At 64.9% G+C, this 22,687-nt stretch carries 19 protein-coding genes; 9 read left to right on the top strand and 10 right to left on the bottom strand.

The window, feature by feature from the left end; translation table 11 throughout:
* Nucleotides 1–49: 49 nt before the first annotated feature.
* Entirely contained in the window at nucleotides 50–1,654 is a 1,605-nt protein-coding gene (locus RF638_RS10375; protein WP_259917409.1) for an ABC transporter permease, read from the bottom strand.
* Nucleotides 1,655–1,749: 95 nt separating this feature from the next.
* On the opposite strand from RF638_RS10375, the gene RF638_RS10370 reads away from it, so the two are divergent.
* Nucleotides 1,750–2,394, top strand: coding sequence for a TetR/AcrR family transcriptional regulator (locus RF638_RS10370; RefSeq protein ID WP_368841976.1), 645 nt, complete (start codon nucleotides 1,750–1,752; stop codon nucleotides 2,392–2,394).
* 237 nt (nucleotides 2,395–2,631) lie between these two features.
* Complete coding sequence (locus RF638_RS10365; RefSeq protein ID WP_368841975.1) at nucleotides 2,632–4,260, top strand: ATP-binding cassette domain-containing protein; 1,629 nt, start codon at nucleotides 2,632–2,634, stop codon at nucleotides 4,258–4,260.
* 267 nt (nucleotides 4,261–4,527) lie between these two features.
* Here RF638_RS10365 and RF638_RS10360 read toward each other — a convergent pair whose 3' ends face one another.
* The 3 genes from RF638_RS10360 to RF638_RS10350 all read right to left on the bottom strand — a co-directional run bounded on the left by RF638_RS10360 (nucleotide 4,528) and on the right by RF638_RS10350 (nucleotide 7,496).
* Complete coding sequence (locus RF638_RS10360; protein ID WP_254049414.1) at nucleotides 4,528–5,190, bottom strand: CPBP family intramembrane glutamic endopeptidase; 663 nt, start codon at nucleotides 5,188–5,190, stop codon at nucleotides 4,528–4,530.
* A 63-nt stretch (nucleotides 5,191–5,253) separates the two neighbouring features.
* Entirely contained in the window at nucleotides 5,254–6,711 is a 1,458-nt protein-coding gene (locus RF638_RS10355; RefSeq protein ID WP_368841974.1) for a tryptophan-rich sensory protein, read from the bottom strand.
* Between the two features lie 329 nt (nucleotides 6,712–7,040).
* Complete coding sequence (locus tag RF638_RS10350; RefSeq protein ID WP_095798515.1) at nucleotides 7,041–7,496, bottom strand: Lrp/AsnC family transcriptional regulator; 456 nt, start codon at nucleotides 7,494–7,496, stop codon at nucleotides 7,041–7,043.
* Nucleotides 7,497–7,819: 323 nt separating this feature from the next.
* On the opposite strand from RF638_RS10350, the gene pdhA reads away from it, so the two are divergent.
* From pdhA to RF638_RS10335, 3 genes are read left to right on the top strand one after another with little or no spacing between them, the layout of a single operon-like run.
* On the top strand, nucleotides 7,820–9,112 hold the full coding sequence (gene pdhA, locus RF638_RS10345; protein ID WP_315277222.1) for a pyruvate dehydrogenase (acetyl-transferring) E1 component subunit alpha: 1,293 nt from the start codon (nucleotides 7,820–7,822) through the stop codon (nucleotides 9,110–9,112).
* Nucleotides 9,112–10,122, top strand: a complete 1,011-nt coding sequence (locus RF638_RS10340; RefSeq protein ID WP_315277220.1) for an alpha-ketoacid dehydrogenase subunit beta — start codon at nucleotides 9,112–9,114, stop codon at nucleotides 10,120–10,122. The genes pdhA and RF638_RS10340 overlap by 1 nt, the downstream gene beginning before the upstream one ends.
* Nucleotides 10,123–10,125: 3 nt before the next feature.
* Entirely contained in the window at nucleotides 10,126–11,832 is a 1,707-nt protein-coding gene (locus RF638_RS10335; RefSeq protein ID WP_259917582.1) for a dihydrolipoamide acetyltransferase family protein, read from the top strand.
* A gap of 56 nt (nucleotides 11,833–11,888) precedes the next feature.
* On the opposite strand, the gene RF638_RS10330 is transcribed toward RF638_RS10335, so the two are convergent.
* On the bottom strand, nucleotides 11,889–13,010 hold the full coding sequence (locus tag RF638_RS10330) for a polyprenyl synthetase family protein (protein WP_368629703.1): 1,122 nt from the start codon (nucleotides 13,008–13,010) through the stop codon (nucleotides 11,889–11,891).
* A 4-nt stretch (nucleotides 13,011–13,014) separates the two neighbouring features.
* Nucleotides 13,015–14,223 (bottom strand): cytochrome P450, encoded by a 1,209-nt coding sequence (locus tag RF638_RS10325; protein WP_368841973.1) that lies wholly within the window; start codon nucleotides 14,221–14,223, stop codon nucleotides 13,015–13,017.
* A gap of 228 nt (nucleotides 14,224–14,451) precedes the next feature.
* Here RF638_RS10325 and RF638_RS10320 point away from each other — a divergent pair, with 228 nt between their 5' ends.
* The 3 genes from RF638_RS10320 to RF638_RS10310 are packed head-to-tail and all read left to right on the top strand — an operon-like array spanning nucleotide 14,452 to nucleotide 17,982.
* Nucleotides 14,452–15,216 (top strand): succinate dehydrogenase cytochrome b subunit, encoded by a 765-nt coding sequence (locus RF638_RS10320; RefSeq protein WP_259917366.1) that lies wholly within the window; start codon nucleotides 14,452–14,454, stop codon nucleotides 15,214–15,216.
* Nucleotides 15,213–17,171 (top strand): fumarate reductase/succinate dehydrogenase flavoprotein subunit, encoded by a 1,959-nt coding sequence (locus tag RF638_RS10315; RefSeq protein WP_368841972.1) that lies wholly within the window; start codon nucleotides 15,213–15,215, stop codon nucleotides 17,169–17,171. The genes RF638_RS10320 and RF638_RS10315 overlap by 4 nt, the downstream gene beginning before the upstream one ends.
* 58 nt (nucleotides 17,172–17,229) lie before the next feature.
* On the top strand, nucleotides 17,230–17,982 hold the full coding sequence (locus RF638_RS10310; protein ID WP_095798507.1) for a succinate dehydrogenase/fumarate reductase iron-sulfur subunit: 753 nt from the start codon (nucleotides 17,230–17,232) through the stop codon (nucleotides 17,980–17,982).
* Nucleotides 17,983–18,042: 60 nt separating this feature from the next.
* Here the strand turns inward: RF638_RS10310 and RF638_RS10305 are convergent, their stop codons facing one another.
* A complete protein-coding gene (locus tag RF638_RS10305; RefSeq protein WP_259917380.1) occupies nucleotides 18,043–18,627 on the bottom strand; it encodes a LysE/ArgO family amino acid transporter in 585 nt (194 codons plus the stop codon).
* A gap of 248 nt (nucleotides 18,628–18,875) precedes the next feature.
* On the opposite strand from RF638_RS10305, the gene RF638_RS10300 reads away from it, so the two are divergent.
* The gene (locus tag RF638_RS10300) at nucleotides 18,876–19,490 is read left to right on the top strand and encodes a malonic semialdehyde reductase (protein ID WP_368841971.1); all 615 of its coding nucleotides are present in this window, start codon (nucleotides 18,876–18,878) and stop codon (nucleotides 19,488–19,490) included.
* Between the two features lie 89 nt (nucleotides 19,491–19,579).
* Here the strand turns inward: RF638_RS10300 and RF638_RS10295 are convergent, their stop codons facing one another.
* The 3 genes from RF638_RS10295 to speB all read right to left on the bottom strand — a co-directional run bounded on the left by RF638_RS10295 (nucleotide 19,580) and on the right by speB (nucleotide 22,643).
* Nucleotides 19,580–20,086: a MarR family winged helix-turn-helix transcriptional regulator gene (locus RF638_RS10295; RefSeq protein ID WP_095798505.1), complete on the bottom strand. Its 507-nt coding sequence runs from the start codon at nucleotides 20,084–20,086 to the stop codon at nucleotides 19,580–19,582.
* Nucleotides 20,087–20,427: 341 nt separating this feature from the next.
* On the bottom strand, nucleotides 20,428–21,603 hold the full coding sequence (locus RF638_RS10290) for a PLP-dependent aminotransferase family protein (RefSeq protein WP_095798504.1): 1,176 nt from the start codon (nucleotides 21,601–21,603) through the stop codon (nucleotides 20,428–20,430).
* Between the two features lie 2 nt (nucleotides 21,604–21,605).
* Nucleotides 21,606–22,643 carry an agmatinase gene (speB, locus tag RF638_RS10285; RefSeq protein WP_095798558.1) on the bottom strand — a complete coding sequence of 346 codons (1,038 nt, stop codon included), beginning with the start codon at nucleotides 22,641–22,643 and terminating at the stop codon, nucleotides 21,606–21,608.
* Between the last annotated feature and the right edge of the window lie 44 nt (nucleotides 22,644–22,687).

Raw genomic sequence — 22,687 nt, 5'->3', positions numbered from 1 at the left:
TGTGATCCACCGGCGGTGGAGGGTGCGGGGGTTTCCCGTTAGCTCCAGCCTAAAGTCCGGAGCCCACCACTGCATTGAGGTTTTCCCCACTCTTCACCACCGGCTGACCTCCAGCTTCCGCAGCATCTGTGGCCTGCGACTCCCCGTGGCCCGCAGAATGCTTGCCGGGCCCGCGAGAACCGCGGTGACCAAACTTGCGGTCATAGGCGCACCCCGCCATCAGTGCCACAACAACGGCGACGAGCAGGATCAGAGAGATCCCGATCAGCCCCGACCGCAACCCGGCATCCGCATTGGCGTCGAAGTACAGAAGCGATCGCACCATCATGAAGATGTGATGCAGCGGCTCAATTGGCGCAATCACCCGGAAGAAGTCCGGCACGGCCTGCAGCGGAACCACTGCACCCGCGGACGGCAACCCCATGAACACCAGGTAGATCATCGAGAGCACCATGCCCGCGGAGCCACCCAGTGTGATGAGCGCGAGCACCACGGCCGAGACCGCGGACAACGACAGCCATCCCGCGAGGAACACCGCCACACCATGCGGCATGGGCATACCCACTGCCGCGCCGACCCACAGCATCAGGGCTGAGGTGGGTCCTGCTGCCACGGTGAACAGGCCCCACTTGATCAGGAAGTTCAACCACCGCGGAAGACCCACGCGCGGCAAGTCTCGGAACAGCGGACCCATTTCGAACGGCGCCATGCCCATGCGGGCATCCATCAGAACATTGACGGCGATGGACCCGGAGAGACCGATCACCAGCAGGATAATCGCGTAGTAGAACGCGCCCATCCCCAACGCTGTGCCCTCTTCAAGCTCTTGATAGGGCTTGGTGTCCACGTTCACCGGATCCCGCAACAGATCCGTTGAGACGGAGCTGACCTTGGGTGCTAGTTGATCCGCCACCTGCTTGGGAGTGTTGGCCTGGGCTTCCTGAAGTTGCTGCGCGAACTGCTGCACGGCAGGACCGCCCTGCGCAGCCGACCGGGCCAGTTCTTCGGACTGCTGATCCTGCTGCGATTCGAGTTCCGACAGCACCTGCTCGTAGGCCTGCTGCTGGGCGGACTGCGCAGATTTCACAAGTGATTCACCCATCGTGGAGCTGGCTTGCTCCAGCCCCGGCTGCACAGCCTCCGTGGCGATCCGAGTCCCGAGAGAACCTGCCTGCGGGTCCGTGTACAGGGTGATTTCCGGCCGAGCCGCAGACTCCTGCGTCAGAGAGCCCCTGACCATGCTCACCGTGTCCTCCGAGAAGGACTCCGGGATGACCACCACTCCGAACAGCTCGCCGCGCTCCAATTGGTCCTGCGCCTGATCCCAATCCAGCCGACGCAGATCCAGCCGCTCATCCTTACCCGCCTCGGATGCAAAACCGTCCTCGATGCGGTGACCGTAATTCTGCTTCTCGGTTCCACCGCCCTCTCGCGGCACGTCCGCCCCGCGATCCTGATTGACGATGGCCACCGGGAAGTCCTTGAGGTGACCTGCCGGATTGGACAACCCACCCAGATACAGGGCCGTTCCGAGGACCGCCAGGACCATGATGACCACCGCCGGAAGCGCCCAGAACGTTGCCGAATAGAACGGTCCGCGCTGCCGCCCCGCTGCTTGATGAGAGGCGCGCGCGCCTAGTTTGCCGTCTGCCATAGTTCCCCTGAATGTGATTTGGATACATTACTGTATTGAGTTTTCACATTCACGATACACTGATGTATCGAGGCGGCAAGAGGGAGCGAGTAAAAGTGACTGACCAGACGTCACACGGAACGGACGAGGACGCGGACAAGCGGTCCCGGACGGCCACGCGCAGGAGGCTCGTGGCGTCGTCGGCGGGGGTTTTCGCCGAGAAGGGGATCGACGGCGCCTCCATCGGCGAGCTGTGCGCGGCCGCCGGCTTCACGCGCGGAGCCTTCTACTCCAACTTCGCGACCAAACTGGATCTGGCGGTGGCGGTCTTCGAGAACCTGGTGGAAAGCCTGATCGAGCGCCTCGACTCGGAACTGGAGCAGTGGCTCGACTCCCACGCCGGCACCGAGGAGGTCGCCACCCGCATCATCGAAGGCGTCACGGACCAGTCGTCCAACATGAACGTGCAGGCCGTCCGCCTCGAGCTGTTCCTCGCAGCATTCCGCTCGAGTGAAGTTCGCGATGTCGTCCGACCGTTGCGCAACAAGCTCTACGGCGCCGTTGAAAACGCGCTGGGCCGCGTAGCGGAGAGCCAACACCTGGAGTTCACGATCCCTGCGTCCGACATGACCCGACTCATGCTCACCAGCTACAGCGGTCAGCTGACCGACCGCATGGCCATGGGTGAAATCACTGATCAGAAGGTCATTCCCACCATGTGGCTCGCGTTCACCCGCCCCGCAGGCCAAGCGGAGCACTAGATTTCTCGCCGGCCCGGGGTTACGCTTCTCGGGTCTTGTTGTCCACGAAAGGTGTGCGCTGTGAAGCTTGCCGGTTCTCTCTGAGCCCGCCGCTGCACGCGCTTCTTCACGCTTTCGTTCCTTAATTGACGACGCCGCTCTGACCCTTCTCTTTCTTGCTCGCCTTTCGTAGGCGGTTGCTGAGGGCCATTTCATGGCGCGGCAGCGGATCATCCTCTTTCTTTTCAGGAGATCCACATGACCCATTCACAACAGACACTCATTACCTTTAGCGGCCTCGGCGTCACCTGGGCTGATGGCACGGAGTGCTTCACCGATCTCTCCGGTTCCGTTCCGCGAGGAGTTACCGGGCTGGTCGGCGACAACGGAAGCGGCAAGTCCACGCTGCTGCGAGTCCTCACGGGACAACTCGCCCCGACGGCAGGGTCGCTACACCGCGCAGCCAGCATCGCGCACGTCCCTCAGGACGTCACCGCGAAATCCGAATGGACGATGGCCCAACTTCTGGGTATCGACCGCATCCTGAAAAGTCTCCGCGCGATCGAGGCGGGCAGTGTGGAGGAGGCGGAGTACGACGTCGTCGGCGATGACTGGGATATCGAGGAGCGCGCGCAGGCGGAACTGGCCGCGCGCGGGCTTCCCACCGACCTGGCACGGTGCGTTGCGGAGCTGTCGGGCGGTGAGATCGTGCGGGCTGCGCTGGCCGGAGCGGTGCTGCGGCGGGCGCAACTGACCGTGCTGGACGAGCCCACCAACAATTTGGACACCGCCGCACGCGAGGACCTGTTCGCGACCGTGCGGGGGTGGAAGGCGTCGCTGTTGATCGTGAGCCACGACCGGCAACTGTTGGAGCTCGTGGATCAAATCGTGGAACTGCGGGACGGGCGGCTCACCGAATTCGGTGGCACGTACAGCGAGTACGAGACCTACCTGGCCACCCAACAGGAGGCGGCGCTGCGCGAAGTTTCTCGCGCGGAGGCTGAGGCCAAGAAGCAGAAGCGGGAGCGTGTCGAAGAGGAGACCAAGCTGAGCCATCGGGTGACCCGAGGCGAGAAGTTCAAGCGACAAAAGCGTAAGCCCGGCATGGCCATGGGCAACGATGCGATGTCGGCTCAGGTTCAGGCGGGTAAGTTACGCGGCATCCTTGCCGACAGGGAGAAGACGGCCGCTGCTGCGGCAGCTGAAGCTCGGGATGCCTTGCGTGCGGATCGGCACATCCGCGTTCAGCTGCCCCAGACCGTCGTGGCCAATGGGACCAAGGTGCTGGAGTTGGAGCGATCCCTTACCGATGGTGACACCGAACGGCTCGATATGGCCGGCCCAGAACGGGTGCGGCTGGCCGGTCGGAACGGTTCCGGGAAGACCACGTTGCTTGAACGAGTGGTCGCGTGGACGGCCGATTCCGCCGACTCCGCCGAGGGGCCACGCGATGCGGATCTAGCGGGTGTCGCCCCGTGGACCGTGCGCTACTGCATCACTCCGGTGGGGTACGTCCCGCAGCGATTAACCGTGGAACGTCCGGAGCTCACTTTGGTTCAAGAGCTGCAGCTGGCCAACCCAGCGGCAACCGAGCATGCGTGCCGCGAAACGCTCGCTCGATTCCTGTTCCGAGGTGCGCAGTCTGACAAGCGAATTGGTGAACTGTCCGGCGGTGAACTGCTGCGCCTTGCGTTGGCGCGGGTGCTGACCTCTGAACCCGCTCCCAAGCTGCTCATCCTGGACGAGCCCACTAACAACCTGGACCTGCGGTCGGTGGATCAGTTGGTGGATGCGCTCACCGCGTTCGAGGGTGCGCTGCTGGTGGTCAGTCACGACGACAGCTTTATCGAGCGGATCGGGGTGATGAGGTCATTGGAGTTGGACTGAGTCCGAGGCCTGAGTATGTTCCATCGAGGTGACCATTCGAGCATCTATTCGCGGACGCAGAAATTTGGCAGCCTTATGAGATGACAAACGACCCAGAATCCCACGCAACGGGGGACTCACGCCAGGGAGCCTTCGATGCGGACAACCCAGAGAGCTTTGATCGCGCAAACGGGGTACTTAATCGAGATCTCACTGTAAGTCAGCTTTCGGCTGTTGCTCGTCAAAGATATGCGGACCTGCTCCGGAGCCTAAGTGGCCGATAGCTCGTTAAACCACCTGCGGCAACACCAAAAGCATGGTCAGCGACCAGATCAGGTGGGCGATGATCGGCGGCGTCAGCGACTGGGTCCGCTCACGCAGCACGGCCACCATCACACCCATGGCCGCGGCGGCAAAGGCCAGCAGTGGCACCCCGGCCAGGGCGGTGACTGCGGTGTACAGCACCGTGGTCACGACCATTCGGTATCCCGGCTTCACGGCCCTCCACAGGGCACCTCTGTAAAACATCTCCTCCGCAACGCCATTGACCGCGGTGGTGATCAGCACGAACACCAGGCTGCCCACGCGGGCGTAGTCCAAGAGTTCGTCCACGGGGTCGCGGAGGAACGGGATGAACCGCACCAAGAAGGCACCCGCGAAGAAAACGAGAGCTAGGAGCACACCGCCCACCACGGCGTCGCGAATCCCGCGCCGGGAGGCATGCCATCGAAACCTGCTGCCCACCAACCGAACCGCCACGAGGCTGCCCACGATATAGATCGCCGCCAGAATGAAAGTGGCCGGGTAGAACCACGGATCGCCCGCCTCGATGCGCAAGGACCACGCGAGGGCGGCAGCCGCCAGCACTCCGGTGATGATGACGGCCACTCGAGAAGCCCCTCCGGGTAGTACCGGCTGCGCATCGGTGGACGGTGCTTCGGAATCCCTCACGGTGCTGCCTTTCACAAGGGTTGATGCTCGGGTCTATGCTGTGCCGGAGCGCGCGTGCGAGTGTCAGTCCCGGCGCGGGTTCAATGCCCGGATGGTTCCCGTGAGCACCGCGGCGAACGCGGTCCACCCGGCGTACGGTGCGAGGACCACTGCCTTTTCCTTGGACACCTTGCCAGATCTGCGCACCAGGTCCGCCGTGCTCGCGGCCAGCGCTATTGATTCTACGGCGGCGGGGCCCAGCTTCTGGCGGTCGAAGAACAAAATGCTCCACCCGGCGTTGAGCCCCAGGTTGGTCGCGAGCGCAGCAATGTATCCGCGTTTTTCCTTGGTGCGCCCCTGCTCGCCCAGGTCCGCGATCGTCAGGGAGCCGATCGCGGCGATATCCGCGTAGAGGGCCGTCCAGGCCACGGGGAACAGCCACGCGGGTGGCTGGAACGCGGGCTTCTTCAGGGTCTTGTACCACGTCGAGTTCGGCTTGGTTGCGAGCGATCCGACGACGGCGGTCGCGGCCACTCCCGCGGTGGTAGCCCAGAAAATCTTGTTCCATCGGGAAGTGTCCAGGTTCTTGACCGCGGCGCGTACGGCATCGTGGAACGAGGTGTGGCCACCCGGCGGCGGGCCAACATAATCGTCCAGGTCGCGCTCGCGCACCACGGTGTCGTGCTGGAGACTACCGATGAGCGGGCGCACCAAATTCGACTTCACCGGAGTGACCAGACCAATCCAGTACGCGGCCAGTTCCGGAGTCGTGACCGGTGCCGTCAACATGAAGCGCGGGATCTTGTTCAACGCGCTTGCGTACTCCTTGAGCATGTCGGCGTACTCAAGAGGTTCGGGGCCGCCCACGTCGAAGGTGCGATTCACGTCCTCGGGCAGGTCCGCGGCCCCCACCAGGTAGTGCATGACGTCGGCCACGGCGATCGGGTGGATGTGATTACGCACCCACTTGGGGGCAATGGCACCGGGAAGCCGCTCGGACAGGTGGCGGATCATGGTGAAGGATGAGGACCCATCCCCGATCACCACACCGGTTTGCAGTGCCGCGGTCGGAACCCCGGAATCCATGAGCACCTTGCCGACTTCCACGCGGGAACGCAGGTGATCGGACAGGTCTTCGGTGGCAGTGTCTGCGGGGTGCAGCCCGCCCAGGTAGACGATCCTGTTGACGCCCGCGTTGCGTGCGGCCGTGGCGAAGGTGTCCGCCATGGACTTCTCTTCCTCCACGAAGTCCTCCGAGTCACCCATCGAGTGCAGCAAGTACCAAGCGGCGTCCACGTTTTCCATGGCGCGAGCGATGTCCTTGGCATCCGAAGCGTCCCCTTCGACAACCTCTGCCTGACCCGGGCCGGCTTCCTGTCCATCCGCTACCACGCGGTCACCCCACGGTAGGTCGCGGACCTTGTCCGCGCTGCGGCTGAGCAGCCTGACCCGCCAACCCCGGTCGAGGAGTTCCTGCGCGACGCTGCCGCCGATGTACCCCGTGGCACCGGTGACCAGCGCCAATCGTGTGGTGTCACTCATGAAAACCCCTCATTCTGATGGACCTGGCGCGGACACGTCGCCGCGCAGTAGTTCGCCTACTGAGCATCGCACTGATCAGCGGCTCTCCGTGGTCCCACACCTGGAGATCTGCTGTGTGCGCCGGATTCTGATCTACGTAACGGCCAGGGCAGGGAAAGCCGTGCTTTTTGATCAACGCTACGACCCAAATTTCTGGCACCCTGCAAATCCATCGACGTTGCGTCCCTAGAACTCGTGAATTCTGGCTTCATCGTCAACCAGATTGCAGAGCCGGGCCGGGCATGGCTTCACCGTCGATCAGCGAGCAGCACTCGCCGCAAACGACCTAACTAACCCCGCGCATCCACGTCCTCAAAGATCAGGAAGGTCTGGGTGTCCACCACTTCGGGCATGGGCTGGATTTTCTCGAAGATCACGTCGCGCAGTTCCGTGGTGCCGCTCGCTCGCACCAGAAGCATCACATCGAACGTGCCACCCACCAGCGCCACGTGCTGCACCTGAGAAATCTGGCGCAGCTTGGCACACAGGGATGGCCACGTGTTTTGCTTCAGCCGCACGGTCACGTATGCGGACGCTTCCAGGCCCGCCCGCACCGGATCGATCACCGCCGTGTACCGCAGAATCACGCCCTGATCATGGAGCTTCTTGATCCGCTCGTAGGCGTGCGCGCGCGAAATATGCACCCGACTCGCGAGCGCCGTCACGGACTGGCGCGCGTCCCGGGTCAATTCGTCCAGGATCCGCCGATCCGTATCGTCCAGATCCGCCCGCCGCTTCTCCGCCATCTCGCTCCTCTTTCAATTCATATTTCGCCGACGACGACGCCCGCCAGCCAGCATCCGCTGCAGCGGCAACTGAGCATCGGAACCGATCGTCCGCTCACATCAGCCGTCGGACGGTAGGACTCCGCCCGCAGCCCTCACCACTCGGACGGCTGTGACCCATCCGACAAACTGTCATGACGTAGGTCACATCAGATCATATTGTCCACGATGAGTCCCTGCGGCGCACTTTTGTCCAGTGCATCCCCGAAGTGGGGAGACAACAGGCCGATAGTTCCCATACTTGGATCACGAAACGTCTGAACCAACCATGGAAGGGGTCGGCCATGAGCGAGCCCACTTCACCCGGCAGCGAACCCGCAGCCGAAACCCCCACGCCGGACTCCGAGGCTCCTGAAGCGCAGGAGAACTCCGCGATCGAAGCGACCGCACCCAACGCCGTCGACGAAACCCCCGCAGAGGACACCGCACCCGTGATCCCCGCGGTGGAAGCGTCCAAGAACTTCGGCATCACCCCGGAGGCCTACATGCTTCCGGCAACCAGCGAGATCCAACTGCTAGCCCCGGATGGACAGCCCGTCCCGGACAGCGAGCAGGGCCCCGAACCGGGTCACGAGTACCCCATGCCCTCGACCGAGCAGTTGCTCAAGGCCTACGAGAAGCTCGTAGTGGGTCGTCGCATCAACGACCAGAACATGGCGTTGGTCCGGCAGGGACGCATGGCCGTCTACCCCTCGAGCCACGGCCAGGAAGCCTGCCAGGTCGCCGCGGCCATGTGCTTGGGCGCCAACGACTGGCTGTTCCCCACCTACCGCGACTCGGTGGCCGTGATGTCCCGCGGCGTGGACCCGCTCGAGGTCATGAGCACGTTCCGCGGTGACTGGCACGGCGGCTTCGATCCGCGCGAGTACAAGGTCAGCATCCAGGCCACCCCACTCACCACCCAGCTCCTGCACGCAGTGGGCGTGGCACACGCGGCCAAGCTGCGCGGCGAGGACACCGTCACCCTGGCGATGTGCGGCGACGGCGCCACCTCCGAGGGCGACTTCCACGAAGCCCTCAACTTCGCCGCCGTATTCCAATTGCCCGTCCTGTTCCTGGTGCAGAACAACGGTTATGCGATCTCCGTGCCGCTGTCCTCCCAGACCCACGCCCCCACGCTCGCGCACAAGGCGGTCGGCTACGGCATGGCCGGCGAGCGCGTGGACGGCAACGACCTGGCCGCGCTGCTCTCCGTGCTGGGCCGCGGCGTCGACCTGTGCCGCCAGGGCAAGGGCCCGCTGCTGGTCGAGGCCATGACCTACCGCATGCAGGCGCACACCAACGCGGACGATGACACCCGCTACCGCGAGCGCGACGAGGTCTCCGAATGGGTCGCCAAGGATCCGATCACGCGCATGCAGCGCTACCTGACGGATCAGGACGCCCTGGACGACGCCGCGTCGGAGCAGATCTCCACGCACGCCGAGGACATGGCCAAGCGCTTGCGCGAAGCCATGGCGACCAAACCGGAACTGGACCCGCAGGATCTGTTCCGCCACGTCTACAGCGAACCCACCACCCAGTTGCGCGAGCAGTCCGATCTGCTGGCCGACGAACTGTCCCGAGAGGAGGCGTGATGAGCGTCCAGAAAGTCAGCTTTGCCAAGGCGCTGAACACCGCTCTCGCGGACGCCCTGGAAACCGATCCGAGCGTGCTGGTCTTCGGTGAGGACGTGGGAACCCTCGGCGGCGTTTTCCGTATCACCGACGGCCTGACCGCCAAGTTCGGCCGCGAGCGTTGCTTCGACACTCCCCTGGCGGAGTCCGGGATCATCGGCACCGCCGTGGGCATGGCCATGAACGGCATGCGCCCGGTGGTCGAGATGCAGTTCGATGCTTTCGCCTACCCCGCGTTCGAGCAGATCGCCTCGCACGTGGCCAAGATGCACAATCGCACCCGCGGCAAGCTGGGAATGCAGATGGTCATCCGCATTCCCTACGGCGGCGGCGTGGGAGGTGTGGAGCACCACTGTGATTCCTCGGAGTCCTACTACGCGCACACCCCGGGCCTGAAGGTCTTCACCCCGGCCTCCGTCACCGATGCCTACCTGATGTTGCGCGAGGCCATCGACTCCCCGGACCCCGTGGTGTTCTTCGAGCCCAAGCGGTTGTACTGGTCCACCGCCCAGATCGACCTGGACGAACTGCGCGAGCAGTACGCCAACGGGAGCGCGCCGAAACGCGAGGGACACGCCGTCGTCGCCCGTGAAGGCACGGACGCGACCCTGATCAGCTACGGCCCGTCCGTTCCCGTGTGCTTGTCCGCGGCGGAAGAAGCCGCGCAGGACGGGATGAGCGTGGAGGTCATCGACCTGGGCACCATCGTGCCCTACGACGACGAAACGGTCGCCGCATCCGTGCGCAAAACCGGCCGCGCCGTGGTCGTGGCCGAGGCACAGGGCTTCGCGTCCGTGGCCTCGGAGATCGTGGCGCGCACCCAGCAGCGCTGCTTCCATTCGCTGGCCGCGCCGGTCCTACGGGTCACGGGATTCGACATCCCCTACCCCTCGCCGGCTTTCGAACACCATCACATCCCCAGTGTCGAGCGGATCCTCGACACCCTGGACGAACTGCAGTGGGAGGACTGACCCGTGAGCATCAATGTGTTCCATCTGCCCGACCTGGGCGAAGGTCTCACCGAGGCGGACATCCTGCACTGGCTGGTCGCCGAGGGTGACACCGTGGCCATGGACCAGCCGATCGTGGAGGTCGAAACCGCCAAATCAGCGGTCGAGATCCCCAGCCCCTTCGAGGGCACGGTCCACAAGTTGCACGGCGCGGAGGGCGAGACGCTCACGGTGGGCCAGTCGCTGATCTCGGTCTCCGACGGCGCCGAAACCCCGGCCTCTGAGGACGCCCCGGCACCCGCCACGGAGGCTTCGGCCACCGAATCCGAGGACTCTCCCGCACCCACCCAGGGCGCGAGCTACCGCGAGGAGGAGCGCGCGGGAACGCAGCCCTCCGCCGAGGAGTCAGCGGACGACAGTTCCGACGAGTCCTCCGGCAACGTACTGATCGGCTACGGAACCACCTCGGGTGGTTCGTCCCGCCGACGCCGCCGCGGCAAGTCCGCGCGCACGTCCGGCGGTTCCGCGACCGGCCAGTCCGGTGCCGCATCCCACACCCACGACGCGCTCACCGCGGCACCGCGCATGGCCCCCACGGTCATCTCGCCGCTGGTTCGCAAGCTCGCCAAGGAGCACGGCGTGGACATTACCGGGCTCACCGGAACCGGTCCGGGCGGACTGATCTTGCGTCAGGACATCCGGGCCGCTCTGGATCAGGTGGACGATCAACGACGCCGCTCGGATGCGGCCGGTCCCGCGCCCACCGGTCTCGCGACGCCACCTCCCGCTCCCCCGGCTCCGGCCGCGCCGGCAGCTCCCGGCTCAGCGGCGCATCACACGTCGGTTCCGCCCACGCCCAGCAAGGGGTGGCCGGCCACCGCTGCGGACCCGGGCCACTCGACCCTTCCTCCCCATGCGAGCGCGGCCCCCGGCGGGAGGAGGACAGGCGAGACTGCGGTGGGCGCAGCGGCGTCGGCGAATGTCGCTGGCACGCACGGGCAGAATGTGGACTCGCGAACCGGCCTGGCCGTGGCGCAGCGCGAACCCGTCAAGGGCGTGCGCAAGGCGATATCCGATGCGATGACGCGCTCGCGCACCGAAATTCCCGAGGCCACCATCTGGGTGGATGTGGACGCGACCGAGCTGCTGAACCTGCGCGCGAGCTACAAGGCCAAGGACCCGGAGAACGCGCCGAGTCTGCTCGCACTGCTGGCTCGTTTCACGCTGGCCGGGCTGCGCGCCTACCCGCAACTGTGTTCACGGCTCGAGACCCACGAGGACGGCACGCGCTCGATCGTGCGCTTCGACGGTGTGAACCTGGGCCTGGCCGTGGAATCCGAGCGCGGACTGCTGGTTCCCAACCTGCGCAACGCGGATCAGCTCAACACCGTGGAGCTCAACCAGCGCATGCGCGAGGTCATCGAGGTGGCCCGCTCCGGCAAGGCGAGCCCGTCGGAACTGTCGGGCAGCACGTTCACGCTCAACAACTACGGCGTGTTCGGCACGGACGGCGCCACGCCCATCATCAACCACCCCGAGGTGGGCATCCTGGGTATCGGACGCATCATCGACAAGCCCTGGGTCGTCAACGGTGAACTCGCGGTCCGCAAGGTCACCACCCTGACCCTCGCTTTCGATCACCGCGTGTGCGATGGCGGTTCGGCGGGCGGTTTCCTGCGTTTTGTCGCCGACGCCGTGGAGGATCCGACCAGCGCGTTCTTGCGGATGTAGCGGCTCGGGTACCGGCCGGGGCCTTACTTCCGGCGGCAGTGCATCGTGCGGTGGACCTACTTGGTCCGCCGCACGATGCCGTCCGTGGTCTCCGACAGCTGCTCCACTAATGTGTCTGGCAGCTGCGAATCTTCCAGCAGGTCCTTGGCCCGTTGAGCAGCCTGCTCCGCCATGCGCTCCACACCGGCGCGGGCACCACAGCGTTCTAACAGGTCCTTGGCGGCGTGGGCGTCCTCATCGCTCAGACCTTCTACCGCGGCCCGGTCCAGAATTTCCCGCAGTTTGGGTCCGTACGGCCCGTGTTCGGCGAGGGAGATGAGCATGGTCCGTTTGCCCTCGCGCAGATCCGATTGAGCCGACTTGCCGGTCCGTTCCGGGTCGCCGAAAACACCCAGGACATCGTCCGCGAGCTGGTAGGCCGTACCCATGGCCCGGCCGACATCGCCGAGCACGTTGACGTCCGCCACGGGAGCACCACCCAGCACGGCACCGGCGGTCAGTGGGGCTTCAAATGAGTACGCGGAGGTCTTCAGACGCGTGGCCAGTAGGATTTCCTGATTGGACACCGTCAAACCGGGCAAGGCGTGCTCAACGTCCAGGAACTCGCCGGCCGCAGACCGGAACACCGCTTCGTCCAGGATCGCAAGCAGCCGCAGCAGTCGCGATTCCGGCGCATGCGACGTGGCGATCAGCCGGTACGCGCCCGTGAGCGCGAGGTCACCGGCCAGGATCCCCACGCTGCGCCCGTACTGTTTCGCGTGTTCGGTTCCCCCCGCCGACGTCGCTCGGGCACCCAACGCCATCCGGGTCGCCGCGCGCCGTTCGGCCGCCGCGTTGACCGTGGGTTGGTGACGGCGCAGCTCGTCCTGGTCGATCACGTCGTCGTGAATGAGCAGGGCGGTGTGGAGCAATTCGAACCCTGCACCCACGGCGTTGATGACCGGGTGCACGGGACGGGCCGGATAAGAATGGGTGACCATGTGCAGCAGTTGCGGCCGCACACCCTTGCCACCGTTGGCCACGCGGGCGATCTCCCGCCACAGCTCGGCGAACCGAGGATTGACCTGCTCCGCGCGCTCAATGGCGTTGTTCAGGAACCCCTGCAGGGACTTGGATGCGGTGAACTCCTCCACGGGCCGGCCCGTGCCGCTCTGTGTGTACGAGGAGTACTTCTTCATGCCCCTATTTCAGCACACCGCTCTGACCAGCTGAGGAAAGCCCCACGCGCAGCCCCTCCACCCTGTATCCGGCGATCAACGCGTCAGTGAACAGCTCGGGCGCGGCCAATTGCTCCACCTCGCGGATGAATAGTTCGCGCAAGAACACGTCGGTCTCCTGGATGGCGACGAAGTGACCCGGGCAGCGGTGGGCACCGTCGCCAAAGGCTGCGCCTTCGGGACGAGCCCCGCGCGGAAGTTTGCGCTCGGGACAGACCTCGCGGGGCTGGTTGAAGACCTCGGTGTCCACATTGGTGTCCTTGACGGACATCGTGATCATGTCACCGGCGGGAATCGTGTAGCTCTGGCCGTCGTGTTCGACCTCGATGTCCTCGGTGGCGCGGCGGTAGAGCAGGCCCACCACGGGTTCCAAGCGCAGGATGTCGTGCAGGATCGCATATCGCTCACCCTTACCCGCCACCATGAACCGCTCCTGCAGCGGCTTGTTCTCGAGCAAGTGCCACACAGACATGGCAATGAACTCGCGCGTGGTGACCATGCCCGCCGCGGCGTAAGTGAGGCACTCGGTCGCAATTTCCGTCAGGGTGTAATTCTGATCGAGCAGGTGCGAGATCACGTCTGCTCGGCGCTCCTTCTTGCGAGCTTTGACCGCCGGGCGAACGTCGTGCCATGTGAATGTGGCCACCGGGAGGCTGTTCAGGGACGAGCGGATCGTGAACCACACCTTGTGCACAGCGTTGCGAGGTGTCTCGGTGGGATCGGCGTCGCTGCCGAAAAGTTTCATGAGGCGCCGCCCCATGGCGTCCGGATCGGTGCCGTCCAGGCCCACGATGTGCGCGGCCACCCGAACGGAGTACCCCATGGCCGCCTCGCCCAGGTCGAGCGACCCGGTGCGGTCCAGCTCAGCCAAGGTCTCTTTGGCGTAGCGGTCCATGAGCTCGCGGTAAGTGGTGTCCACGGTGGTGGGCGCGAAGAAGCGAGCGATCATGGAGCGCTGCTCGCGGTGCTCCGGGCCGTCCGAGAACAGGACGGGATGGCGTGACTTGCGCAGTCCCGCACGCACCTGTTCGGCGCGGAAACCAGCCTGCAGAGTCTTCTGGTTCCGCAGTACCTGGCGTGCAAGGTTCAGCGAACTGATGCGCCAACCGTCACCCACCCTCTCGATGGGGATGCCGGTGTTCCATTCACCGTCGGTGGCTTTTCGCTGATCCATATCCTGGCTGTCGCTCCGCCCTGTCACCGGGCACTGGTTCGCAGTCGGGGCCCCCGCGGGGCCGTCCGCCGCCATACGTTCGGCACTCACATCCCCCATTGTCACTCACGAAAGCACCTGTGGATACAGCGCGCCATACCCCCAATGCTGAGGACACCCCGGATAAGCTGGGGTGAGAGGTCGCCGGGAGCTGCGTCCGCAGCTTCCGTCTACGAAGCTGGAGCCGCCATGTCAGCACCCGCCCCCGTACGTCCGAGTGGATCCGCGCCCGTCACGCGCGCAGGTCACCGCAGCCGGTTCTCATCCGTGGCTGCCAAATACATCATGGCCATTACCGGCCTGATGTTCTCGGCCTATGTCCTGGTCCACATGATCGGCAACCTCAAGGTCTATCAGGGCCCCGAGGCCTTCAACTCCTACGCCCACTGGCTGCGCAACGCGTTTTATCCCGTGCTCCCCTACGAGGGTTTGCTCTGGATCCTACGCGTAGTGCTGGTGGTCAGCGTGATCGCGCACATCGTGTGCGCGCTCATCCTGAAATCCCGGGCTCGGCGGGCTCGCGGCGGTGCCCGGGCGCCCAGCATTCGAGCACGCCGCGGCCTGGGCCTTTCCGTGTTCGCCGGTCGTTCCATGCTGGTCACCGGCGTGGTGTTGCTGTTGTTCGTGATCTTCCACGTCCTGGACCTCACCACCGGCACCTCCCCCGCCGCCCCGGACGGTTTCCAGGCGGCCACGCACGAGACGTCCCACGCGTATTCCAACCTGGTGGACTCGTTCAGCCGTTGGCCGGCCTCCCTGATTTACATCGTGGCCATGCTCGCCCTGGCCCTGCACCTGCTCCACGGCCTGGTCAGCTCGGTGTACGACATGGGTGCCGGTGTGGGATCCAAGGCACGCAACATTTTGTCCGCCGTGGCCCTGCTGGTGGCTCTGGTGGTCGCCCTGGGCAACATCACCATTCCCGTGGCTGTTCTGACAGGACTGATTTCATGAGCTCCCCGTTGACCGAACGCGCATCCGAGCCCCTGGACGGCCACATCCCCGAGGGCGATCCGGCCACGGCGTGGGCCCGCAGGAAACTCGACTACAAGCTGGTCAGCCCGCTCAACCGGCGCAAGTTCCGCGTGATCGTGGTGGGTACGGGACTGGCCGGGGCAGGATGTGCTGCCGCGCTCGGGGAGCTGGGGTACGACGTCGTCGTCTATACCTTCCACGACGCCGCCCGCCGCGCCCACTCGGTGGCCGCCCAGGGTGGCATCAACGCGGCCCGCGCGAAGAAAGTGGACAACGATTCGCTCGAGCGGTTCGTCAAGGACACCGTGAAAGGCGGGGATTTCCGCGGGCGGGAGGCGGACTGCTTCCGACTGGGCCAGGAATCCGTGCGCGTGATCAACCACATGGACGCGATCGCCGTGCCGTTCGCTCGTGAATACGGCGGCGAGCTGCGCACCCGCTCGTTCGGTGGTGTTCAGGTCTCGCGCACCTATTACACGCGCGGGCAGACCGGGCAGCAGCTTCAGGTGGCGGCGTCCAGGGCGCTGCAACGCCAGGTGAGCACAGGCACCGTGAGCCTGCGGACGCACCGCGAAATGCTGGATCTGGTCGTCAAGGACGGCCGCGCGCAGGGCGTGGTGTGCCGCAATCTGTACACCGGCGAGATCGAGGCGGAGACCGCGCACGCCGTGGTGCTGTGCACGGGCGGGTACGGCAACGTGTATTTCCGCTCGACGCTCGCGCACAATTCCAACGTGACCGCGGCGTGGCGGGCGCACAAGCGCGGAGCGTACTTTGCCTCGCCCTCCTTCATTCAATTCCACCCGACCGCCCTGCCGGTGAGCTCGCATTGGCAGTCCAAGACCACGCTGATGAGTGAGTCGCTGCGCAACGACGGGCGGATCTGGGTTCCGGCAAGGGCCGGTGACGATCGCCCGCCCAACGAGATTCCGGAAGACGAGCGCGACTACTACTTGGAGCGCAAGTACCCGGCGTACGGCAACTTGTCCCCGCGAGACATCTCCTCCCGAGCGGCGCGCGAACAGATCGAGGCGGGGCACGGCGTGGGCCCGCTCAAGAACAGCGTGTACCTGGATTTCCGCGATGCCCTCGCACGGCTGGGCAAGCCGACTATCGAGGAACGCTACGGGAACCTGTTCTCCATGTATTTCGACGCAACCGGCGAGGACCCCTACAGCCAACCCATGCGCATCGCACCGGGCGCGCACTTCGCGATGGGTGGGCTGTGGAGCGACTACGACATGATGACGTCGGTGCCCGGCCTGTTCGTGGGCGGTGAGGCCGGATGGGGCTACCACGGTGCCAACCGACTGGGTGCCAACTCGCTGCTCTCGGCGTGCGTGGACGGCTGGTTCACCTTGCCGTTCTCGGTGCCCAACTTCCTGGCTTCGCATCTTGGAACCGCCCCGCTTTCCATTGACGACGACGCCGTGCGCGCCACGGTCGAGGACGTCAAGGCCCGCACGGAGCAGCTGCTTTCCATCGGCGGCACGCACGGTGCGGACTATTTCCACCGGAAGCTCGGGGACCTTTTGTACACCGGTTGTGGTGTGTCCCGGACCGTTACTGGACTGGAAACTGCGTTGGCCGAGATCCGTTCCCTGCGTTCGGAGTTTTGGCGAGATCTGCGCGTTCCCGGGACCGGACGGCAACTCAACCAGGAACTCGAGCGTGCCGGGCGAGTGGCCGACTATTTGGAGATGGCCGAACTCATGTGTGTAGATGCACTGGACCGCGATGAGTCCTGCGGGGCGCACTTCCGCGAAGACCACCAGACCGAGGGCGGCGAGGCTCAGCGTGACGATGAGAACTGGGCGTTCGTGTCCGCGTGGGAGCACGTGCCCGGCACTCCTGAGCACCCCGGGGCACCCATTCGACATGCGGAACCACTGTCGTTCGAGGCAGTTCCGTTGCAGACCAGGAACTACAAGTGATGTCCGCCCATGAACGCTTCCGATTCGCGTTGTCCAGCAGCATGCGAGGAGACCGACTGTGAAACTGACCATTGATGTGTGGCGGCAAGCCTCCGACGAAACCGACGGCAGATTCGTCTCGTACACGGTGGACGACGCCGCGGCGGAGATGTCCCTGCCGGAGCTGCTGGATCGACTCAATTCGCAACTGGTCGAGGAGGGTGAAGACCCCATTGCCTTCGACACGGACTGTCGCGAGGGAATTTGCGGCACGTGTGGCATCACGGTGGACGGGATTCCGCACGGTCCGGAGCCGCACACGCCCATGTGCCGTCAGCACCTGAGGTCCTTCTCGGACGGTGCGCATATTCGGATGGAACCGTTCAGGTCCTCTGCGTTCCCGGTGGTGCGCGATCTAGTGGTGGACCGTTCCGCGATGGACCGGGTGGTTGCATCGGGTGGATTCGTGTCCGTTGACGCGGGCACCGCACCGGATGCGGACACCCGCCAGATCCCCTTCGACATGGCCGAGCGGGCTCTGGATTTCTCCGCGTGCATCGGCTGCGGCGCGTGCATTGCGGCGTGCCCGAACGGATCTTCACACCTGTTCACCGGTTCACTGCTGACCCACCTGGCCACGCTCCCCCAAGGCAAGCCGGAGCGTGGACGGCGTGCGCGTGGGGTGGTGGAATCCGCCGAAGAAGAGTTCGGCCCGTGCTCGGTCTATGGCGAATGCGCGGAGGTCTGCCCGGCAGGCATCCCGCTGTCAGCTATCAGTGCCGTGAACCGGGAGGCCGCCCGAGCTGCCGTGCGGCGGAATCGCGATGACTGACTATTGCGCTTAGGCAGCTGAACAAGTGGAAAGTTTGTCTCCGCGGCCCAGTCCGAGTGATCAGACCGCCGGGCTCAAGGCCAGCTTCAGGGCGATCGCCAGCATGACCACACCCACCATGATGTCCACGATGCGCCAGGTCAGCGGGGTATTCAAGACCCGGGACAGTGCCTTGGCACCAGCTCCCAGCGCGATGAACCAGATGACGGACCCCGTAATGGCTCCGGCGGAAAAGACCCAGCGTTGATCGCCCTGCTGATTGGCAAGGTTGCCCAGCATGATCACGGTGTCCAGGTACACGTGGGGGTTCAGCCAGGTCAGGGCCAGCGTTGTGAGCACCACGGATTTGAGGGAGCCGCCACCTTCCTCAGCTGCCTGCAGACCCTGCGGTTTCATGGCCGAGCGGAACGATTGAATCGCGAAGCCCACCAGATAGATCACGCCACCCCAGCGGAAGATCTCGAGCAACCACGGCACGCGTTCAATCAGGAACCCGATCCCGGCAGTTCCCACGGAGATCAGGAACACGTCCGAGGCGATGCAGATGAGCACCACGGCCCACACGTGCTGACGTCGGATGCCCTGCCGCAGAACGAACGCGTTCTGGGCACCAATCGCCACGATGAGGGCCAGCCCGGTCAGCATGCCGGGGATGAAGACGGAAGTCACTCGACCAAACTAGACCCTGCCCGTGACCACCGAAAACCCACCGCGGCGCGCATCGTCACAAACGGCTGAATGGCCATCAGACCAATCAGTGACGTTACCTTCCTTGCATCCGCACCACATCGGCAGTCTGCGCAGTTATACTTTCCGACGAAACAATTTCTCGGAAGGTGCGCGTGCGTCGTCGGCGTGGGTGCCCGAACGGGAGAACGACGAGAGGACGCTAGATGACTGAGACCGCAACCGCTGATCTGACCGTGGCCATCGACCAGGACGCCGTGGATCGCTTGTTCTGCGATGCCCGCACCGCGAGCCACTTCACGGACGCCCCCGTGACCGATGAGCAGAAGCGCACCATCTACGAGCTCACCAAGATGGGCCCCACCGCGTTCAACTCCCAGCCCATGCGCATCACCTGGGTCGAGTCCCCGGAGGCCCGCGAGCGCCTGGTCAAGCACATGAGCCGCGGCAACCAGGAGAAGACCCGCAACACTCCGCTGACCGCCATCCTGTCCTACGACGAGAACTGGCACGAGCACTTCCCCGAGTTCCTGCCTGCCGCCCCGCAGATGAAGAGTATGTACGACGAGAACGACGACATGCGCATCACTAGCGGTAAGGCCAACTCCCACATCCAGGTGGGTTACTTCATCATTGCCGCTCGCACTGCAGGTCTGGCCGCCGGACCCATGACCGGTTTCAACCCGGCCGGCGTGGACGAGGAGTTCTTCGAGGGCACCGGCAAGCACTCCATCGTGGTCGTCAACCTGGGCACCCCGGTTGAGCCCGAGTACGCACGTAACCCGCGCTTCGACGCCGAGGACGTTACCGAGACCATCTGATTCTCAGTACGCAGAAAACGAGCCGGACCCGCCATTGAGGCGGGTCCGGCTCGCTTTGTCTTCGGGGCAGACCTAGGGCTGAGTCCAGATCAGTCCCGACGAACTCCCGGACGGGGCTGGTGCTCCCCCGTCATGCCGCCGCGCGGGCTGGCGAGTTTCTCGAGAACGGGCATGGCGGCGTCGAGCGCGGCCAGCTCCTTGTCGTCCAACCGCGCGAGAACCTTGGCAACCACCTCGTTGCGGTGGCGGTCTTCGGCCGCGATCACGTTGTGGCCGCGGCGCGTGAGCTTCACGAGAACCGCGCGAGCATCGGCGGGGTCTGGCTGACGCTCCACCAGTCCGGACTTCATGAGGCGGTCGACGCTCTGCGTTGCGGTAGGGGTACGGACTCCGAGGTTCGCTGCAATAGTCGTCATGCGGACCCCGCCGTCTGTCAACATGGACATGAGGCTGATCTGCTGACTCGTGAGTTCTCGTGTGTTGTCCATCCGCCGGAGGAAGAACACTCCGTGACGAAGCGCCGTTCGTAGTTTCTCGGCACTTTCAAGGGGCGCACGACCCAGGGACTGGCTCTCAACATCGGGAGTCTTATCCATAGTTAGTTAAACTAACTTATTCTGCGGAAACTAGCAACTTCTCACTGGTCAGGTTGCGGGCTAGATTGTGGCCATGACCTCGCACAGCACGTGCTATTTCGACACCTTCATCACCGTCTCCCCGGATAGCGCCGCCACCGCGGGCCAACCGTTCACGGTCAAAGCGGCTATGCGGTCCAAGAAGCGCTGAGTGAGGAAAGTGCAGGCAGGCAGTCTCGTGGGAGGGAAATGCTGAAATCGGCGAGGATTCCAGCACTTCCCTCCCCTAAGACTCGCTGACTGCAGTTGCCTCACATCAGACTCAAGGGTTCGGCGAATCGCGGTGGAGGTGGCGGTCTGACTTACAGAATCTGCGCCAGCCGCTTCACACCTTCCCGGATGCGCACGGGCGAGACACCGGAGAACGCGAGCCGCACGGCGTCGGAGGGACGTCCGTCCGAGTAGCACGCGGAACCCGGCACCAGAACGACTCCCTGCTCGATCGCGTCCCGCAGCAGATCGTCCTTCTCCGCCAACCCGGGCACCTTGACCCACGTGAAGAAGCCACCGGTCGGCTCGGTCCAGTCGGCACGCTCGGGCATGAACTCCTCCAGCGCTGTTTTCATGGCCTCCCACCTCTCCCGGTAGAACTCCACGGCCCGGCCCAGTGCTGGTTCCCACTGCTCCGACCCGACCCACGCGGTGACCAGCGACTGCGCCAGATTGGACGGGTGGATCACCACGGATTCGGCGGCGATCTGCAGCCGCCCCCTGACTTCCGGGGGTGCCACGAGCCATCCCACGCGCAGCCCCGGGGCAAAGATCTTCGAGAAGCTGCCCAGGTGAATTACGTGTTCCGGGTCCATGCCGTGCATCGATGGCAGCGGTCCGGAGCGGTCGAAGGACAACAGGGCGTAAGGATCGTCCTCCACGATCATCACGTCGCGTTCGGCGCAGACACGCACCAATTCACGACGTCGCTCGGTCGGCATGGTCACGCCGGTCGGGTTCTGGAAGCTCGGGATCACGTACACGAACGGAACCCGTTTGCCCTCCGCAGCCAGCTCGTCCAACGCGGTGGCCACGTGCTCGGGATCCAGTCCGTGGTCGTCGAGCTCCACATGCCGGACGTCCACCTCGTACGCGCCGAAGACTCCCAGCGCGCCCACATAGGTGGGACCTTCCGCGAGGATCACGTCACCGGGATTGCAGAACAGCTTGGTCACCAGATCCAGCCCGGCCTGCGATCCCGTGGTCGGAAGCACGTCAGCGGCGGTGATGTCCGAACCACCCCGGGACATGAGGTGCACGACCAGGTCTCGCAGCGGCGTCGTCCCCGCGCCGGAACCGTACTGCAGAATTTCCCCGGCCCGTTCGGCCAACAGGGAGGAAGCCAGCGCGCCGATGTCCCCGCCCGGCAACACGGACAGATCGGGATTGCCGCCTGCCAGTGAGACCACGGACGGGTCCATAGCGGTTTCAAAGACGGCGCGCACCGGCGAAGGCCGGAACTCCGCCGCGCGTGATGCGAATTCCATGGTCACTCCCCCTCGCCGTAGCGTGCGCCGGAGATGCCGTACGCGGGGCCGTCCGGAGCGGCGTCGGGACCCAGGCTGATGAGCGTGATCAACTCGTAGACCACGTGAGCAGCGGCGATGCCGGTGATCTCGGCGTGATCGTACGCGGGGGCGACCTCCACGACGTCGCACGCGACCACGTCCAGACCGCGCAAGCCACGCAGGATCTCGAGGACCTCGCGGCTGGTCATGCCACCCGCCTCGGGAGTACCGGTGCCAGGTGCGTGGGCGGGATCCAGGACGTCGATGTCCAAGGACACGTAGAGCGGGCGGTCGCCCACGCGCTCGCGCAGGGCCTGGACCACGGCGTCCACACCGGAGCGCATGACGTCCGCGGAGGAGACGATCTCGAAACCGAAGGACGAATCATCCTCCAAGTCCTTGGTGCCGTAAAGGGGACCGCGGGTTCCCACGTGCATGACGGCGTCCGTGTCGATAATGCCCTCTTCGAACGCGCGGCGGAACGGCGTGCCGTGCGTGAACTCTGCACCGAAGTAGGTGTCCCACGTGTCCAGGTGCGCGTCGAAGTGCAACAGCGCGATCTTGCCGTGCCGCGAATGCGCGGCACGCATCAGGGGTAGCGCAATGGTGTGATCGCCGCCGATGGCCACGATCTTGGTGTCCGAACCCATCAACTCGAGCGCGCCGGTTTCAATGGCCGAAATGGCGTCCTTGATGTCGAACGGGTTGCCGACCAGGTCGCCGGCATCCGCGACCTGCAGGCGCGCGAACGGCGAGTGGTTCTGAGCCGGATTGTAGGGGCGCAGCAGCCGCGAGGATTCGCGCACGTGATTCGGCCCAAAGCGCGCGCCGGAACGGTACGACACTCCGGAATCGAACGGGATTCCCACCACGGCAATGTCCGTGTGATCGACCTGGTCCGTGCGCGGTAGTCGGGCGAACGTGGCAGGCCCCACCCACCGCGGAGTGAGCGCCGCATTGACCGGCCCCACGCGTTTTTGCCCGTCAGCCGTGGTTTCCACGATGCGTTCCGGTTCCACGGATTCTCCCTTCTTCCCGAGGATCGCTCGGGACACCACACGCT

The sequence above is a fragment of the Kocuria sp. CPCC 205235 genome (assembly GCF_040980905.1).
Lineage (GTDB): Bacteria > Actinomycetota > Actinomycetes > Actinomycetales > Micrococcaceae > Kocuria > Kocuria carniphila.
Note: the sequence above shows the minus strand (reverse complement) of the source record. Positions and strands in the feature narration are given on the sequence as shown.

Bases quoted from the DNA above. Each gene is read 5' to 3' on its own strand.
- pdhA (WP_315277222.1), top strand. From the start codon at position 7,820: ATGAGCGAGCCCACTTCACCCGGCAGCGAACCCGCAGCCGAAACCCCC.
- RF638_RS10340 (WP_315277220.1), top strand. From the start codon at position 9,112: ATGAGCGTCCAGAAAGTCAGCTTTGCCAAGGCGCTGAACACCGCTCTC.
- RF638_RS10305 (WP_259917380.1), bottom strand. From the start codon at position 18,627: ATGCTGACCGGGCTGGCCCTCATCGTGGCGATTGGTGCCCAGAACGCG.
- RF638_RS10330 (WP_368629703.1), bottom strand. From the start codon at position 13,010: ATGAAGAAGTACTCCTCGTACACACAGAGCGGCACGGGCCGGCCCGTG.
- RF638_RS10320 (WP_259917366.1), top strand. From the start codon at position 14,452: ATGTCAGCACCCGCCCCCGTACGTCCGAGTGGATCCGCGCCCGTCACG.
- RF638_RS10290 (WP_095798504.1), bottom strand. From the start codon at position 21,603: ATGGAATTCGCATCACGCGCGGCGGAGTTCCGGCCTTCGCCGGTGCGC.
- RF638_RS10325 (WP_368841973.1), bottom strand. From the start codon at position 14,223: ATGGATCAGCGAAAAGCCACCGACGGTGAATGGAACACCGGCATCCCC.
- RF638_RS10375 (WP_259917409.1), bottom strand. From the start codon at position 1,654: ATGGCAGACGGCAAACTAGGCGCGCGCGCCTCTCATCAAGCAGCGGGG.
- RF638_RS10315 (WP_368841972.1), top strand. From the start codon at position 15,213: ATGAGCTCCCCGTTGACCGAACGCGCATCCGAGCCCCTGGACGGCCAC.
- RF638_RS10365 (WP_368841975.1), top strand. From the start codon at position 2,632: ATGACCCATTCACAACAGACACTCATTACCTTTAGCGGCCTCGGCGTC.
- RF638_RS10300 (WP_368841971.1), top strand. From the start codon at position 18,876: ATGACTGAGACCGCAACCGCTGATCTGACCGTGGCCATCGACCAGGAC.
- RF638_RS10295 (WP_095798505.1), bottom strand. From the start codon at position 20,086: ATGGATAAGACTCCCGATGTTGAGAGCCAGTCCCTGGGTCGTGCGCCC.
- RF638_RS10355 (WP_368841974.1), bottom strand. From the start codon at position 6,711: ATGAGTGACACCACACGATTGGCGCTGGTCACCGGTGCCACGGGGTAC.
- RF638_RS10350 (WP_095798515.1), bottom strand. From the start codon at position 7,496: ATGGCGGAGAAGCGGCGGGCGGATCTGGACGATACGGATCGGCGGATC.